General features: G+C 37.2%; 19 protein-coding genes and 2 other annotated features. Of the genes, 9 read left to right on the top strand and 10 right to left on the bottom strand.

The window, feature by feature from the left end:
* Positions 1-3 precede the first annotated feature (3 nt).
* From trpB to trpE, 6 genes are read right to left on the bottom strand one after another with little or no spacing between them, the layout of a single operon-like run.
* Positions 4-1197 (bottom strand): tryptophan synthase subunit beta, encoded by a 1194-nt coding sequence (trpB, locus tag DPQ31_RS06285; RefSeq protein WP_097957195.1) that lies wholly within the window; start codon positions 1195-1197, stop codon positions 4-6.
* Positions 1194-1808 carry a phosphoribosylanthranilate isomerase gene (locus tag DPQ31_RS06280; protein ID WP_208731689.1) on the bottom strand — a complete coding sequence of 205 codons (615 nt, stop codon included), beginning with the start codon at positions 1806-1808 and terminating at the stop codon, positions 1194-1196. The genes trpB and DPQ31_RS06280 overlap by 4 nt, the downstream gene beginning before the upstream one ends.
* Entirely contained in the window at positions 1805-2566 is a 762-nt protein-coding gene (gene trpC / locus DPQ31_RS06275; RefSeq protein ID WP_098911375.1) for an indole-3-glycerol phosphate synthase TrpC, read from the bottom strand. The genes DPQ31_RS06280 and trpC overlap by 4 nt, the downstream gene beginning before the upstream one ends.
* Before the next feature lies 1 nt (position 2567).
* The gene (gene trpD / locus DPQ31_RS06270; protein WP_208731688.1) at positions 2568-3593 is read right to left on the bottom strand and encodes an anthranilate phosphoribosyltransferase; all 1026 of its coding nucleotides are present in this window, start codon (positions 3591-3593) and stop codon (positions 2568-2570) included.
* A complete protein-coding gene (locus DPQ31_RS06265) occupies positions 3590-4177 on the bottom strand; it encodes an aminodeoxychorismate/anthranilate synthase component II (RefSeq protein WP_052943576.1) in 588 nt (195 codons plus the stop codon). The genes trpD and DPQ31_RS06265 overlap by 4 nt, the downstream gene beginning before the upstream one ends.
* Entirely contained in the window at positions 4174-5592 is a 1419-nt protein-coding gene (gene trpE, locus DPQ31_RS06260) for an anthranilate synthase component I (protein ID WP_052943577.1), read from the bottom strand. Before trpE ends, DPQ31_RS06265 begins: the two co-directional genes overlap by 4 nt.
* A gap of 51 nt (positions 5593-5643) precedes the next feature.
* Positions 5644-5888: a binding site (T-box leader), on the bottom strand.
* Positions 5889-5930: 42 nt separating this feature from the next.
* Positions 5931-6168 (bottom strand) — a binding site (T-box leader).
* Between the two features lie 307 nt (positions 6169-6475).
* Here trpE and putP point away from each other — a divergent pair.
* Together putP and DPQ31_RS06250 are read left to right on the top strand one after the other, a co-directional pair.
* Complete coding sequence (putP, locus tag DPQ31_RS06255) at positions 6476-7954, top strand: sodium/proline symporter PutP (protein ID WP_000107200.1); 1479 nt, start codon at positions 6476-6478, stop codon at positions 7952-7954.
* Positions 7955-8113: 159 nt separating this feature from the next.
* Positions 8114-8512, top strand: a complete 399-nt coding sequence (locus DPQ31_RS06250) for an Ig-like domain-containing protein (protein WP_097957189.1) — start codon at positions 8114-8116, stop codon at positions 8510-8512.
* Between the two features lie 24 nt (positions 8513-8536).
* On the opposite strand, the gene DPQ31_RS06245 is transcribed toward DPQ31_RS06250, so the two are convergent.
* Together DPQ31_RS06245 and DPQ31_RS06240 are read right to left on the bottom strand one after the other, a co-directional pair.
* Positions 8537-8932 carry a PH domain-containing protein gene (locus DPQ31_RS06245; RefSeq protein WP_208731687.1) on the bottom strand — a complete coding sequence of 132 codons (396 nt, stop codon included), beginning with the start codon at positions 8930-8932 and terminating at the stop codon, positions 8537-8539.
* A 77-nt stretch (positions 8933-9009) separates the two neighbouring features.
* Positions 9010-9921, bottom strand: a complete 912-nt coding sequence (locus DPQ31_RS06240) for a DMT family transporter (RefSeq protein ID WP_000808240.1) — start codon at positions 9919-9921, stop codon at positions 9010-9012.
* Between the two features lie 203 nt (positions 9922-10124).
* Between DPQ31_RS06240 and DPQ31_RS06235 the strand changes: the two genes are divergently transcribed.
* The 6 genes from DPQ31_RS06235 (at position 10125) to exsF (ending at position 15332) form a co-directional block, all read left to right on the top strand.
* Positions 10125-10856, top strand: a complete 732-nt coding sequence (locus tag DPQ31_RS06235; protein ID WP_001076855.1) for an alpha/beta hydrolase — start codon at positions 10125-10127, stop codon at positions 10854-10856.
* 93 nt (positions 10857-10949) lie between these two features.
* Positions 10950-11468: a YjcG family protein gene (locus DPQ31_RS06230; protein ID WP_000765873.1), complete on the top strand. Its 519-nt coding sequence runs from the start codon at positions 10950-10952 to the stop codon at positions 11466-11468.
* A 1-nt stretch (position 11469) separates the two neighbouring features.
* On the top strand, positions 11470-11892 hold the full coding sequence (locus tag DPQ31_RS06225) for a GNAT family N-acetyltransferase (RefSeq protein WP_000543302.1): 423 nt from the start codon (positions 11470-11472) through the stop codon (positions 11890-11892).
* Positions 11893-11991: 99 nt separating this feature from the next.
* Positions 11992-14058, top strand: a complete 2067-nt coding sequence (locus DPQ31_RS06220) for an ATP-dependent helicase (RefSeq protein WP_097957186.1) — start codon at positions 11992-11994, stop codon at positions 14056-14058.
* A gap of 132 nt (positions 14059-14190) precedes the next feature.
* A complete protein-coding gene (gene cotY, locus DPQ31_RS06215) occupies positions 14191-14667 on the top strand; it encodes a spore coat protein CotY (protein ID WP_208731686.1) in 477 nt (158 codons plus the stop codon).
* Positions 14668-14828: 161 nt separating this feature from the next.
* Positions 14829-15332: an exosporium protein ExsF gene (gene exsF / locus DPQ31_RS06210; protein WP_000492939.1), complete on the top strand. Its 504-nt coding sequence runs from the start codon at positions 14829-14831 to the stop codon at positions 15330-15332.
* Positions 15333-15407: 75 nt separating this feature from the next.
* Here the strand turns inward: exsF and DPQ31_RS06205 are convergent, their stop codons facing one another.
* Both DPQ31_RS06205 and DPQ31_RS06200 read right to left on the bottom strand, forming a co-directional pair.
* Positions 15408-15593 (bottom strand): hypothetical protein, encoded by a 186-nt coding sequence (locus DPQ31_RS06205; RefSeq protein ID WP_029948404.1) that lies wholly within the window; start codon positions 15591-15593, stop codon positions 15408-15410.
* Between the two features lie 102 nt (positions 15594-15695).
* A complete protein-coding gene (locus DPQ31_RS06200; protein WP_208731685.1) occupies positions 15696-16055 on the bottom strand; it encodes a DUF1360 domain-containing protein in 360 nt (119 codons plus the stop codon).
* A gap of 125 nt (positions 16056-16180) precedes the next feature.
* On the opposite strand from DPQ31_RS06200, the gene DPQ31_RS06195 reads away from it, so the two are divergent.
* Positions 16181-16639 (top strand): CotY/CotZ family spore coat protein, encoded by a 459-nt coding sequence (locus tag DPQ31_RS06195; RefSeq protein WP_208731684.1) that lies wholly within the window; start codon positions 16181-16183, stop codon positions 16637-16639.
* Positions 16640-16676: the final 37 nt, after the last annotated feature.

Here is a 16676-nt window from a genome sequence, read left to right as displayed (position 1 = left end):
TTTTTACACCTCTTCCATATAACGTTTTATACTCTCTACATCCTTATCACCGCGGCCAGATAAACAAATGACAAGTCCTTCGTCTTGCTTCATTTTCGGAGCTAGTTTTAAAGCGTACGCGACAGCATGTGAACTTTCTAACGCTGGGATAATCCCTTCTTTTTTCGTTAATAATTGAAATGCTTCTAACGCTTCATCGTCTGTAATGGAATGGTACGAAACGCGTCCAATATCTTTTAGTAAACTATGTTCTGGCCCAACACCTGGGTAATCGAGTCCTGCTGAAATAGAGTGTGCTTCTTGAATTTGTCCTTCTTCATTTTGCAGAAGGTACATCATCGATCCGTGTAAAACACCAACGCTTCCTTTCGTTAAAGTCGCTGCGTGCTGTTCTGTATGAACGCCTTTCCCTGCTGCTTCTACGCCGTAAAGAGCGATTTCTTCATCGTGTACGAACGGATAAAACATGCCCATCGCATTACTACCACCGCCAATACAAGCAACGACTGCTTCTGGTAACTTTCCTTCTAACGCCTCATATTGTTTTTTCGTTTCTTTCCCAATTACACTTTGGAAATCACGGACAATTTGTGGGAATGGATGTGGCCCGAGAACAGATCCCATAATGTAGTGCGTATCATGCACATGTGAAACCCAGTAACGAAGCGCCTCGTTTACCGCATCTTTTAATGTTCCGCTACCTGCCGCTACACTTTCTACTTTCGCTCCGAGTAACTCCATTCGAAACACATTTAATTTTTGACGTCTCACATCTTCTTCCCCCATAAAGATGACGCATTCTAATCCAAGTAGGGCACATACAGTAGCGGTTGCCACTCCGTGTTGTCCAGCCCCTGTTTCAGCGACAACTTTTTTCTTGCCCATTCGTACTGCAAGAAGTGCCTGACCGATTGTATTGTTAATTTTATGAGCTCCTGTATGATTCAAATCTTCACGTTTTAAATAAATCTTTGCACCGCCGCAATACTTCGTCATATTTTCAGCGAAATAAAGCGGTGTTTCTCTTCCGACGTACGTTGTTAAATAATGATTTAATTCCTTTTGAAACGCTTCATCTTGCATCGCTTCTTTATATGCTTCTTCTAGTTCTAATACAGATTGCATTAACGTTTCTGGAACGTATCGTCCTCCGTATATACCGTAGTGGCCTTTTTCATCTGGATATGCGTAGTTCATTTGGAACACTCCTTCGCTTTTTTAATAAATTGTTTTATTTTCTTTAAATCTTTCTTTCCTTCTGTCTCCACTCCGCTACTTACATCGACCATATACGGCTGAATAGTTCGAATCGCTTCTTCTATATTAAGAGCGTTTAATCCACCAGCTAATATCGTTTTCTCTCGCAACTCTTTTGGCATATGCTCAAGTAGTGCCCATGAAAATTTCTTTCCATTTCCTCCGTGAAACTTTTCTTTCGGGCTATCAAACAATATATAATCCGTTTCATATGTTTGAGCGTTTTTCATATCAGCCTCTGAAGTTACTCCTAGCGCTTTTGTAGACGGAATATTCAATCTTCTAATTTGATGATTATCTTCATCCCCATGTAGTTGCACATGCGTTAACCCGCATTCATCTGCAATTTTCTGGATCTCTTCTACTGATTCATTTACGAAAACACCGACTTTTAATACGGTTGCTGGAATCTCCTGAATGATTTCTTTCGCTAGCCTTGGAGTGATTTTCCGCTTACTTTCTGCAAAAACAAATCCGAGTGCATCAGCTCCGTATTCACAAGCACGTTTTGCCGTTTCAACATCAGTGATGCCGCAAATTTTCACTTTCATATGTTCACCTTACAATCTTCAAAAAAGGTACGAATAGAAGATGATGTCATGAGTGCTTCTCCAACTAATACACCTTTCGCTCCAGCTCGTTTGACACGAATAATATCTTCTTTTGAATGAATCCCGCTTTCACTAATCCAAAGTAATTTCTCCTCGTTTAATCGTTTTCCAAGTTTTTCTGTTTGGCTTAAATCGACTTCGAATGTTTTTAAATTACGGTTGTTAATACCGATAACGTGCGGATTTAATTGGATTGCAATTTCTAATTCCTGTTCATCATGAACTTCAACGATCGCTTCTAATCCTTTTTCTAGCACGTAGCTATAAAGCTCTTTTAACTTTTCTTTCGTTAACACCGCTACGATTAATAAAATAAGATCTGCACCAGCTTCATACGCCCTATCAATTTGGATTTTATCGATTATAAAATCTTTGCATAAAAGCGGAATGTTACTTTCTGCTCTTGCAGTTTGTAAATCGGGAAACGATCCTTTAAAAAATTGACTGTCTGTTAAAACCGAAACTGCTCCTGCACCGCATTCTTCATAAGTTTTCACTTGTTTTCGTACATCAACGTGTACATTAATATCTCCTTTTGATGGTGATGCTCGCTTTACTTCTGCAATGACAGTAAATTGCTCTAAAGCTTTTACGAGTGAGTATGTTTTTCTTTTTGCATTGCCTGGTATATATGTTTCATATAGCTCCGCAACTTCTTTTTTCTTCTGCTCTACAATTTTGTCTAAAATCGTCCCCACCTTAATTCACCCTTTCTAATTTTTCGTTGCTTGCTGTAATTAATAAGTTTAGTTTGGCTAATGCTTTTCCAGAGTCAATGCTATGTGTCACTAGTTTAATTCCCTCTTCAATCGTTTCCGCTTTTCCGTTTGCGAAAAGTGCAAGCCCCGCATTTAATAAAACGGTATCGCGGTAAACACTCTTTTCTCCATTTAATACGCCGAGCGTAATCTTTGCATTTTCTTTTGAATTCCCGCCTCTAATTTCTTCGTTTTTCACTTTTGAGAAACCATACTTTTCCGGATCGATACTCATTTCTACTATTTCATTATCTTTTAAAAGGGCTACGTGATTTTCTCCCTGTAATGATGCTTCATCTAAAAAACCACTTCCATTTACGACAAGCGCTTGTGTCCGCCCTAACTTCTGTAATACTTGCGCAACTGGTAATAACATATCTCGTTTATAAATACCGACAAATTGTGTTTCTAAGTTAACAGGATTCGTTAAAGGGCCAATTAAGTTAAAGATTGTCGGCACATTTAATTCTTTTCTTATTTTCATAATGCGCCTTAATGCTGGGTGCATCGCTGGTGCGAATAAGAAAGCGATACCGACATGCTCTAGTAAATAATCAATTTCGCTTGGCGTACTGCTAATATTTACACCGAGTTCTTCTAATAAATCCGCACTTCCTGTTTTACTAGAAACAGCACGATTACCATGCTTTGCCACCTTTACACCTGCTCCTGCTAGTACGAATGCCGATGTTGTACTTACATTGAACGTTTGGGCACCGTCACCACCTGTTCCGCAATTGTCCATCGCGCCTTCTATATGGTTTGAAAACGGCAATGCTTTTTCACGAAGAGCACGAACGAGGCCATATATTTCTTCTGCTGTTTCACCTTTCGCTTTCAGTAATACTAAGAAAGCTGCTACTTCACTTTCCAATATGTTGTCACTTAATAAAAGAAGTCCCGCTTCATACATTTCTTCTTCTGTTAAATGTTGTCCCTCCACTAATTTACGAAGATAGGTATTCATACTCTCTCCTCCTCTTTTACTTCTCCTAAAAAAGCACGTATTAACTTTCCGCCTTCTTCTGTTGCGATTGATTCTGGATGAAACTGTAACCCGAAAAGCGGATAATAATTATGACGAACCGCCATTATTTCTCCATCATCCATAGCAGTTGCTAACACATCAAAACATTGTGGTAAACTCGTTTGCTCTGCAACAAGTGAATGGTAGCGCATCGCTGTTAGTGGCTGCGTCACGTACGAAAAGATTGCCGTTCCGTTATGTTTCACACGCGATGTTTTTCCGTGTTTAATGTGCTCCGCTCTTACAATTTCTCCTCCAAATGCCGATATAATTGCCTGATGGCCGAGACAAATCCCTAATATGGGAACGTTCTTATAGAAATGACGAATAACTTCGATACAAATACCAGCATCTTCTGGTTTTCCTGGTCCTGGTGAAAGCACAATTCCTTTTGGATTCATCTCTTCTAACTGTTCTATCGTTATTTGATCATTTCTTACGACTACAATTTCTTCTTCGTATTCGCCTAATAGTTGGTACAAGTTATATGTGAACGAATCGTAATTATCGATGAGTACAATCATTTCATTACCTCCAAAAGCGCCCTCGCTTTATTTAACGTTTCTTCATATTCAGCTACCGGATCTGAATCGTAGACGATACCTGCTCCTGCCTGAACATATGCTTTTTCATCTTTTACAACCATCGTTCGAATGGCGAGCGCCATATCAAGATTTCCTGAGAATGAAATATATCCAACAGCTCCGGCATATACATTTCTTTTTTCATGCTCTAACGTATTGATAATTTCCATCGCTCTAATTTTCGGAGCTCCCGAAACCGTCCCCGCTGGTAAACAATACGCTAATGCGTCAAATCCGCTCATTCGTTTTCGCAATGTTCCGTAAACTTCAGATACAATGTGCATGACGTGAGAATATTTTTCTACTTTCATATATTTATCTATCGTCACAGATCCAATTTCACTCACTCTGCCAATATCGTTTCGTCCAAGATCCACAAGCATCATATGCTCTGCTCGTTCTTTCTCGTTTTCTAACAGTTCTTTTTCAATTTCCGCATCTTCCTGCTTTGTTTTCCCTCTCGGTCTCGTACCCGCAATTGGATTTGTCATCACTTTATCGTCTCTAACTGATAACAAGCTTTCTGGTGAAGAACCGAGTACAACATAATCTTGAAAATCGATATAAAACATATATGGTGATGGATTCGCAATGCGAAGCTTGCGGTATAAAGCGAAAGGATCACCTTTACACTCGCTTTGCAAACGCTGAGATAGTACGACTTGGAATATGTCCCCTGCTCGTATATGCTCTTTCGCTGTTTCTACCATCATGCAAAACTCTTTTTCCGTTATAGAAGAAGTGAATGATAATGTTGATTGTATTTCCTTTACTTCCGCTTCTTCTCCTTTTAGCACTTCTTCTTTGTATACTTGCAACCTTTCGTATACTTCTTCATAATCTGCTGAATCATCTTGCCCGCATACATATACAAACGACAACTTTTGGCGTAAATGATCGTAAACGATAAACTCACGATATAGTAAAAGGTGTACTTCTGGAATATTTAATGGATCGTGTAAATCTGCTCCAATGTTTTCATACTGCCGAATGACGTCATACCCTATATAACCAACTGCTCCTCCGCAAAATGGGAATAGGCTCTCTACTTGCGATGATGCAATTACCCCTTCTAACACTTGCAGTACGTTACCTTGCAACCTTTCTGTTTGCCCATATGTCGTTCGTTCGACTTCCATACCAATGCTTTTCACTTCTCCATACGGATTACAACCTAAGTAAGAATAGCGCCCTTTATCTTGATGAAGCTGTGAGCTCTCTAATAAAAACTTCTTCTTCCCTGTCATACGTCTATATAAAGAAATTGGCGTAATGCTATCTCCTTCTTCTTCAGCGATTACTAAAAATGTTTTTCCTTGTTCTTTTTGCTTCATAAATTCCTCTTTTGTCATCATGCCTTTCACCTCACTCTGAAAAATAAAAAAGTCCCCTACATATCGAAATATGTAGAGGACGATAAATTTACCGTGGTACCACCTCATGTTGGACGCAAAAGCATCCCGCTTTATTCAGGTACAAAATATATACCTTATCCTTGTAACGGCGGAACCCGGGTTGCCTACTGAATAAAATTGTTCAGCATACCTCTCGTAAGCCCATTCCGTATATGGCACCGTACCGGGCTCCCACCTGTCCCCGACTCTCTAAAACGTCTCCAATATACGTACTCTTCTTACTTAAACGATTTAACATATTTAATTTTTTGTACACAAAAAGGGAGTACTCATCCTATAGAAAGGACGGGTACTCCCGTGGTGCCACCTTAATTCGTTACGAATGTAACGCACTTTACCGTATCAAAAACAATACGTGTCTCTTGTATCGATGAGATCCTGTCGCCAAAGCCTACTTCTTTCGTTTCGGTTTGGAAGCTCCGAAGCCCATTCCACATCAATCCCATACTGATTCGCACCAACCATCAGCTCTCTGACATGTTCATCATGTGTACTCTTCTTCATCAACGCTTGCATTTTTTTAAGTTGCACTCATTATAGACTTAACTTTTTTCACAAGTCAATACTTTTTTCGAAAAAATATTTTTCCCTTCTTTCAATATTATATTGACAAAACAACGTGTTTTTATGTAAATATAATAAATACTCTATTAAAATTAAGGTTTTTTCGGCTAAAATTTATATATTAAAAAAGTAAAACGATGTCAAAAAACGCTTACATTTCTGAAAATTCATATTTGTATATGGATTTTTCAGAATAATCATGATAGATTATAAATATGCAAAATGCATCAAAAGACATGACAAAAGAAAGGGGAACTACATGAGTACGCAGATGTTAACTTTAACTTCTATCTCTATTTACATGCTCGGGATGTTAGTAATCGGCTATTTCGCCTACAAACGAACATCCAACTTAACAGATTATATGCTTGGCGGTCGTACACTAGGCCCCGCAGTAACAGCATTAAGTGCTGGAGCATCCGATATGAGTGGCTGGCTTTTAATGGGATTACCCGGTGCAATGTTTAGCGTTGGATTAAGTAGTAGTTGGATTGCAATTGGCCTAACACTAGGCGCATACGCAAACTGGCTATATGTCGCTCCTCGCTTACGTACCTACTCTGAAATTGCAAACAACTCTATTACTATCCCAGAATTTTTGGAACACCGTTTCCACGACAAATCTCACATGCTACGCTTAGTATCCGGACTTGTTATTATGATTTTCTTTACTTTCTATGTAGCTTCAGGGTTAGTTTCAGGCGCTGTATTATTTGAAAATTCATTTGGTATGAACTATCATATTGGATTATTCATTGTAGCAAGCGTCGTTGTAGCTTACACATTATTTGGTGGTTTCTTAGCAGTAAGTTGGACAGACTTCGTGCAAGGAATCATTATGGTAGTTGCTCTTATTCTTGTTCCTATCGTAACAATTATGAATGCAAACGGACTTGGACCTGCATTTGATACAATTCGCTCTGTAGATCCAACACGTTTAGATATTTTTAAAGGTGCCTCCACTTTAGGAATGATTTCTTTATTCGCATGGGGCCTTGGTTATGTTGGACAACCTCATATTATCGTACGCTTTATGGCAATTTCTTCTGTAAAAGAACTGAAAAGCGCACGAAGAATTGGTATGAGCTGGATGATTTTCTCTGTTGTCGGAGCTATGTTTACTGGTCTTATCGGTATTGCCTACTATTCACAACAAGAGTTGACATTATCTAACCCAGAGACAATTTTCCTTGAGCTTGGAAAAATTTTATTCCATCCACTTATTACTGGATTTTTATTAGCTGCGATTTTAGCTGCAATTATGAGTACAATTTCATCTCAACTTCTCGTTACTTCAAGTGCTGTAACAGAAGACTTATATCGCACCTTCTTTAAACGCTCTGCTTCTGATAAAGAGCTTGTATTTGTCGGTCGTATGGCTGTTCTTGGTATCGCATTAGTTGGGTGCGCATTAGCGTTTAAACAAAATGATACGATTTTAGCTCTTGTTGGATACGCTTGGGCTGGATTTGGTTCTTCATTTGGACCAGCTATTTTATTAAGTCTATATTGGAAACGCATGACGAAATGGGGCGCACTTGCTGGTATGATTTCTGGTGCCGCTACTGTTATAATATGGACTCAATTTAAATTCTTAACAAACTTCTTATATGAAATGATTCCTGGGTTCACAATTAGTTTACTAGCAATCGTAATCGTTAGTTTACTAACACAACCTTCAAAAGAAGTTGAAGAGCAATTTGAGAATTTCGAAAAACAACATAGTGATAGTCTATAAAAAAGAAATCTCTGCTGTTATCGTAACAGCAGAGATTTTTTTACAGTTCGACAATCTTCTTCTCAAATTTAACAAATTCTTTATGTTTCGTTAAATTTAACATAACACTACTCCTTTATAGTACTAGTATTAGCACTTATACAGAAAGGGGACTCCAACATGTTAGCAGCTTTCCAGCAACAACATATAAGAAAATATTCACCTATTACAAATACTTCTGCTTCTCGTTTAAACATTCAACCTAATCCACCCAAAATTTCAATTGCTCCTTCTGTTATTTCCGTTATCGGTATTCATATGCAAAAAAATAAGTTGAAAATAAAAACTGGACAAAGTGCGGATTTATCAGCTTCCGTTTTGCCAATGCAAGCAGCAAATAAAGAACTTATTTGGACAAATATGAATTCTGACATCATTACCATATATCCAAAAGGAGATACGGTAACGATTACTGGAAAAAGTGCAGGAAGAGCAGTCGTAATTGTTACAACTGCTGAAGGAAAATTTCGTGACCTATGCGTCATTCATGTACAACCTTATATGACAAACCCAAAGTAAAAGAGTGGCTACGAGGCCACTCTTTTACTTTATTTCAATGTGGGGATTTTTACTTTTTACGAGATTGATGAATTGTTCTTTATCTTTAGGAGAAATAATCTCTGTTTTATGTACGCCGTAAACAATTTCAAGTCGATCGAATGATAATGCGTGAGCTGCTATTGGGTTTTTCGTATTTGAAATTTGTTTTATATCTCGTATAAATATACATTTTTTTACGAGACCTGATCTAATAATAATTGTTTCTTCCCCGACAATATATTTTGTTGAAAACCAACTCCAAATAAATACTATTGCCAATGGAATTGTAAAAAACAAAAGAAAATATTCTCTCCCTGCAAATATTGGAGCAAAACAGGCGCCTAAAATAATGAAAAAGATTGAATATAACCATGCGTCTTTTTTTGATGGAAATTCCACTACACTCCCCCCTTCTTCACCTAAATTTCTACAAAACAAAAAGAGAAGTATCTTAACTTCTCTTTTCTCCGCTAACATTATAATTCCTGTGTATACACTGGCTCGTTCACCACATTTTTTGCTGTTCTTTTTTGTTGCTGTAATAAGAAAACAGATACACCAAACAATACGAGCGTGCTGCCGATAATTTGCATTGCGTTTAATTTTTCTCCCAGTAAGAAAAATGCTAGTATAGACGCCCCAACTGGTTCTCCTAAAATACTCATCGAAATTGTTGTTGCATTTACGTAGTTTAATAACCAATTATTAATGACATGTGACACTGTCGGTACAATCGCAAGTAAAAGAAAAACGGTCCAGTCCCACTTCGTATAACCTGTAAAAGGCACTTGCAGCACGATATTGTAAATTCCCATGAAAATACCCGCGAATGCAAAAACTGTAAAGCTATAAATCCAGTGTGATACTTTCTTTACTGTCGTTTGCCCGATAAATAAATAACCGACAACCGCTATTACACTTAAAAAGGATAATATATCTCCATAAATTGCTTGTTTACTTAAACCTAAATCTCCCCAACCAATACACATTACACCTAATATAGCGATACCCATCGTTGCAATGGCTGAGTAGGTTGTTCTTTCTTTAAATAGAAAAAAACCTCCAACTAAAGACACGATCGGTTGAAGTGCTAAAATAATTGTCGAGCTAGCAACTGTTGTATGCTTTAAAGACTCAAACCATAAAAGAAAATGTAGCGCTAAAAAGAATCCAGATCCAATTAAAAATCCCCAATCTTTTATTTGAATCTTCTGGAACTCTTCCCGTTTCTTCCAAACGATAGGCAGCATAATAAGTACAATAATCCATAAACGATACATACTTAAGATGGAAGATGGTGCTGAGGACATCTTTACAAAAACTGCTGCGAATGAAATAGCTATAATGGAAATGGCTAACGGTAGTGCAATTGATCTTTCCTGTTTCAAATTCTGTCTCCCCTCTCACCTGTCAAAAATCCCACTTCATTATATCCGTTTTCTTTCCTAACTTAAATACTAATTTTTTAGATTCTTCGTACCATTATGGTAAAATAGAAATTAAGGCACCTATTAGTGAATCGTTCTTTCATTTTCACTATAAGCGTCGCCCTTACAATCATTACAGTAAACTTTTATTTAGGGGGATCTACATGAATCAAACAATAGGGAGAATTGAGGAAATTTCATTTTATAGCGCATCACTTCAAGAAGATGTTACGCTTTTAGTTTACTTACCAGTAAATTACACGCCACTGCACAAACATACAGTTGTAATTGCACAAGATGGTAGAGATTATTTTCAGCTCGGTAAAGCACACCGTGTAATTGAAAGCCTTCGTGAAACTGAAGAAATTGACCGCACAATTATTGTCGGTATTCCATATAAAAACGTACACGATCGTAAGGAAAAATATTTCCCAAGCGATGTAAAGAATGCTGCTTATATTCGTTTCCTTGCTCACGAGCTTGCTCCATATATCGATGAAAATTATCCAACGTATCAAATGGGTAAAGGTCGCGTTTTAATTGGAGATTCTCTTGGCGGTACAGTTTCCTTTATGACTGCACTTATGTATCCGCATACATTCGGTAAAGTTGTTATGCAATCACCATTTGTTGACGAAACAGTAATGAACTTAGCAAAAGAATTCAAAGATCCACAGGCTTTAGAACTTTATCACGTCATTGGTACAGAAGAAACAGCTGTAAAGCGCACTGATGGACAAGTATCTGATTTCGTAGAACCGAACCGTGAGCTTAATACTCTTCTTACAGATAGAAATTTCATCACGCATTACGAAGAGTTTGAAGGTAATCATACTTGGAAGTATTGGCAGGCTGACTTACCGAAAGCCTTCTCTCATATTCTATCAATGAAATAATAGAGAGCAGTGTTCAGAATAATTTGATATAATAGATAAAGAGATTTATTTTTCTCAAAATCTAACTAGACTTACAAAGGGAGGAATTGGAACATGAAATTAGGCATTGTAATTTTTCCATCTAAAATGATTCAAGATAAAGCGAACGGATTGCGTAAGCGTTATGATCCGCACTACGCATTAGTTCCGCCACATATTACATTGAAAACACCCTTTGAGACGCAAGATGAACAATTAGAATCGATTGTAAACGAGCTACATACAATCGCAAATAAAACGAACCCTTTCACCCTTCATGTCGGAAAAGTTGGTTCATTCGCACCTGTTAATAATGTTCTTTATTTTAAAGTAGAAAAAACACCTGAACTTACTTTCTTAAATGAAGAAATGCATAGCGGATTATTCACGCAAGAACGCGAATACGCTTTCGTACCTCATTTAACAATCGGACAAGGTTTATCAGATGCAGAGCATGCTGATGTATTAGGTCGATTACGTATGAAAGATTTCTATTATGAACAACCAATTGATCGCTTCCATCTTCTATATCAATTAGAAAACGGAACATGGACTGTACACGAAACATTCCACCTTGGAAAGGGGAACAACTAATTTGCACGCACAGATCGTACAAACAGACGAACAACTAAGAGATGCATTCTCTGTACGTAAGCAAGTATTCGTGAATGAACAACGCGTTTCTGCTGAAGAAGAGTATGATGAGTTTGAAGAAACTTCAACACACGTTGTTATATATGATAATGATGTTCCAGTTGGTGCTGGTCGTTTTCGCACCATTGATGGAATAGGGAAAATGGAACGCATTTGCGTACTAGCTTCCCATCGTAAAAAAGGCATTGGAAAAATTGTAATGGATGCACTTGAAACATATGCAAAGAAAAACTCGCTACCAAAATTGAAACTTCATGCCCAAACACATGCTGAAGATTTCTATAAAAAACTTGGATACGTAACGAGTTCTGATGTATTTATGGAAGCAAATATTCCTCACATCGTTATGATAAAAGAATTGTAATTTGAAAACAGGAGGTATCCCCTCCTGTTTTTTACATTGCTATTTTCTTTTTCTTCCGCTAAAGTTAAATGTTGATGCTATAGTTTTGAAGGTGAATATATGACACAAGAAAAATTTTCACAAAAATCGTTAACACACGCTGATATTCCGCGTGCCACATATCATATTCCGAAAACATCTACCCATTTAATTATGGAAGAAGATGCAGATGCGGCGTATTTCCGCGCTCTCGAACAGCAAAATGTTTTTCTAAACGAAAAGCAATTAGAAGCTGTGCGAACGACAGAAGGTCCTGTTCTTACATTGGCTGGTGCCGGAAGCGGAAAAACATCTGTTTTAACAACCCGCGTTGGTTATTTAGTAAATGTAAAACAAGTTCATCCACGGAATATTTTATTGCTTACATTTACACAAAAAGCGGCTGAAGAAATCCGAAGTCGTGTAGCAAATTTACCAGGTATGAATCGTGCCGCAAGTAGCTATGTTGTTGCTGGTACATTCCACTCTGTCTTTTTAAAATTGCTTCGTAGCCAAGGATATAATCAGCAAATTTTAGCAAATGAAAAACATAAACAAATTATGATAAAGAAAATTTTAAAAGAATTACGTTTAAAAGACGGTTATGATGCGGAAACGATGCTCGCTATGATTTCCCTTGAAAAAAACAACTTAAATCGTCCGAAAGATGTAAAAGCGAAAACACCAGTTGAACAAGAGTTTAAAGAAGTATACGAACGTTTTGAAGAGGTAAAACAACGATATAATTATATCGATTTCGATGACATCTTATTAGAAACATATTATATGTTAGAAAATAACGCTCCCTTACTTACTCAATTACAGCAACGTTTTCACTATATTGAAGTAGATGAGTTCCAAGATACATCTTACGCACAATATGAAATTGTAAAATTGTTAGCCACGCCAAGAAATAATTTATTTATCGCAGGTGATGATGATCAAGCGATCTATGGCTGGCGAGGAGCAAGTCATCAAATTATTTTATCTTTCCCAAAGGAATTTGATAATACAACGATTATCGCGCTTAATACGAATTATCGATCCAATCCATTTATCGTTGGACTTGGAAATGAAGTTATCAAACTAAATCAAGAGCGTTTTGATAAAGAGCTATATTCTGTTCGTGAAGAAGGTGTACAACCATTTTACGCACGACCAGCTACAACTCTTGATGAAGCAAATCAAATTTTACAGCTCATTCAAGAAAAAGTAGATAGTGGCGAACGAAACTATAAAGATTTTTGTTTACTGTATCGCACACATTCTGTAAGCCGTTCGTTACTTGATCAGCTTACAATTCATAAAATCCCGTTTATTAAACACGGTGCGAGTCAATCCTTTTACGAGCACTCTTTAATTAGACCTGTATTAGATCATTTACGACTCGTGATTGAACCGTTTCGCCTAGAATCTCTTTCTAACATATTGCCAACTATGTATATCGGCCGAGATGAGTGCATTTCCTTTATTGAACGTGAGCAATGGAAATATGGTGAAGGTCGTTTCCCTTCTCTTCTTCATTTCTTATTATTAAATCCGAGCTTGAAACCTTTTCAAGTAAAAAAGGTAAATGAGCGCATTGATTTTATTAAATTTATAAAAGAACTAGAACCGAAAAAAGCATTAAAAGAAATTATTCATGGTAAAGGAAAATATTTAGAGTACTTACAAAGTAACGATCGTTCTTCCTTTACGATGCATAAAGACATCCAAGAAGAAATGTTAGAAGAATTAATGGAGTCTGCAACTCGTTTCACCGATATTCCAGCTTACTTACAATTTATTGACGAGGCGATTCAAGGTCAAAAAGAAATGGAAGCATTAAAAACTATGCCGCAAAAAGATGCCGTTTCGCTTATGTCCATTCATAACGCAAAAGGCCTTGAGTTTCCATGCGTCTTTTTACTTGGAGCGAGCGATGGTATTTTGCCGCATACTTCTTCTTTAAAAGACGCAAATGACCGTGTAACGGAAACTTCTGAAGCACTAGAGGAAGAACGACGATTACTCTATGTCGCAATTACACGTGCGAAAGAAGAACTTTACATTTCTTCTCCGCAATTTTTCAGAGGAAAGAAATTAGACATATCTCGTTTTTTATATACTACAAGAAAAGACTTACCTGAAAAGACATCCACTAAATAAGGATGTCTTTTCTCGTACTCCCCCCTCCTATTCAAATTACCTGCTTTTATCATAAGAATTAACGTAATATCAACCATATCTCATTCATATTGTAATAGTGTATGTCAGAACTCACGATAAGGAGTGAACATAATGAGCTGCAATTGTAACGAAGACCATCATCACCATGATTGTGATTTCAGCTGTGTATCGAATGTCGTTCGTTTTATACATGAATTACAAGAGTGCGCAACTACTACATGTGGATCTGGTTGCGAAGTTCCATTTTTAGGAGCACATAACACTGCTGCAGTAGCAAATACACGCCCTTTTATTTTATACACAAAAACCGGAGAGCCTTTTGAAGCATTTGCACCGAATGCAAGCCTTACTAGTTGCCGATCTCCAATTTTCCGTGTAGAGAGTATAGATGATGATGATTGTGCTGTATTGCGGGTATTGACTGTATTATTAGGTGACAATTCTCCTGTGCCACCTGGTGACGATCCAATCTGTACGTTTTTAGCGGTACCAAATGCCAAATTAGTATCGACCTCTACTTGTATTACTGTTGATTTAAGTTGCTTCTGTGCTATTCAATGTTTACGTGATGTTACGATTCAAAACTAAATAATGATTTAAGTATGGATTGGGTGGCAGATAATTCTGCCACCCAATCCATGCTTAAAGAGTATTCTTATGTAAATTTCTTAAAATTGGGAACTTGTCTAGAACATAGAACCTGTCCTTTTCATTAACTGAAAGTAGAAACAGATAAAGGAGTGAAAAACATGTTCTCTTCTGATTGCGAATTTACTAAAATCGATTGCGAGGCGAAGCCAGCTAGTACACTACCTGCCTTTGGTTTTGCTTTCAACGCGTCTGCACCTCAGTTCGCTTCACTATTTACACCACTATTATTACCTAGCGTAAGTCCAAACCCAAATATTACTGTTCCTGTAATAAATGATACAGTAAGTGTCGGAGATGGCATTCGAATTCTACGAGCTGGTATTTATCAAATTAGTTATACATTAACAATTAGTCTTGATAACTCACCTGTTGCACCAGAAGCTGGTCGTTTCTTCTTATCATTAAATACACCAGCTAACATTATTCCTGGATCAGGTACAGCGGTTCGTTCTAACGTTATTGGTACTGGTGAAGTAGACGTATCTAGCGGTGTTATTCTTATTAACTTAAATCCTGGTGACTTAATTCAAATTGTGCCAGTTCAGTTAATTGGAACTGTAGACATCCGCGCAGCAGCATTAACAGTTGCACAAATTAGCTAGTAAAAAGCGGTATTTCTAATACAGAAATACCGCTTTTTATATATAATAAAAAACACTCACAGTAGCATGAGTGTTTCATTCTTCATATTGTTTTATTGTGTTCTTCTTTTTCCCACAATTGCATCCCTTTTTCTTCACAAATCCTTGTTGTTGTAATTGTTCTTGATATGCCTGTTGTTGTGCTTGGTGTTGTTGCTGTATGTGATACCACTGCTGCAGGTCATATGAATTCTGCCTTGGATTATTGCTCACAGCAAACATCTCCTCTACTGTCAATTCTGTCTATTCACTATATGAACAACTCCTTATTTCCGTTCCCTCATTCTTTTAAACTCCGCTTTTTCTTGATGCTATAAAAATATATTATTCTCCCATAAAATATCCTGTAATTGTTTCAATAATTGCAGCTGCACCTGCGATAGCTAATAATGCAAGTAATGGCTCCGCAACGATCGGGATCCAATTAAATAAAACTAATAAAAAAGCACTAACCCATACACCTGTACACCAATAACAACTTAATAATTCTCCAATCCATTTTCTTAATCCTTTACCTTTTACTTTTGTAAAAGTCGATACGCTTCCATCCGGCTCTGTAATCTCTAATTCATCAATAAATGGTCTTCGCAAAAAGCCTGTAATTTTATCATAAACAATTAAACGAGTAAACCTAAAAGCAGCTAACGCGAAAATAAAAAATAAAAGCCAGCTTGTAAACAGCATAATTCCACCTTCCCTTATCCTCTTTCGCCTATTTAAAAAAAAAGGTCTTGAGATTGTGACCAAATCTCCTCGACTCCAATATCTTATTAATGTAAATACAAACAAGAAGATAAGGAGTGACATTAATGAGTTGTAACGAAAATAAACACCATGGCTCTTCTCATTGTGTAGTTGACGTTGTAAAATTCATCAATGAATTACAAGATTGTTCTACAACAACGTGTGGATCTGGTTGTGAAATTCCATTTTTAGGTGCACACAATACTGCATCAGTAGCAAATACGCGCCCTTTTATTTTATACACAAAAACTGGTGAACCTTTTGAAGCATTTGCACCAAATTCAAGCCTTATTAGCTGCCGATCTCCAATTTTCCGTGTGGAAAGTGTAGATGATGATAGCTGTGCTGTACTACGTGTATTAAGTGTAGTATTAAGCGATGGTTCTCCACCTGCAAATGGTGATGATCCAATTTGTGTGTTTTTAAATGTACCAGGTGCAAGGTTAATATCGACATCTACTTGCATTACTGTAGATTTAAGCTGTTTCTGTGCGATTCAATGCCTACGCGACGTTACTATCTAATAAGTGAAGTAAACTAAAAAACTATTGGGGTGGTAGA

The organism is Bacillus sp. COPE52 (assembly GCF_003355115.1).
Taxonomy (GTDB): Bacteria; Bacillota; Bacilli; order Bacillales; family Bacillaceae_G; genus Bacillus_A; species Bacillus_A toyonensis.
This window is presented reverse-complemented; position numbering and strand designations above follow the sequence as displayed.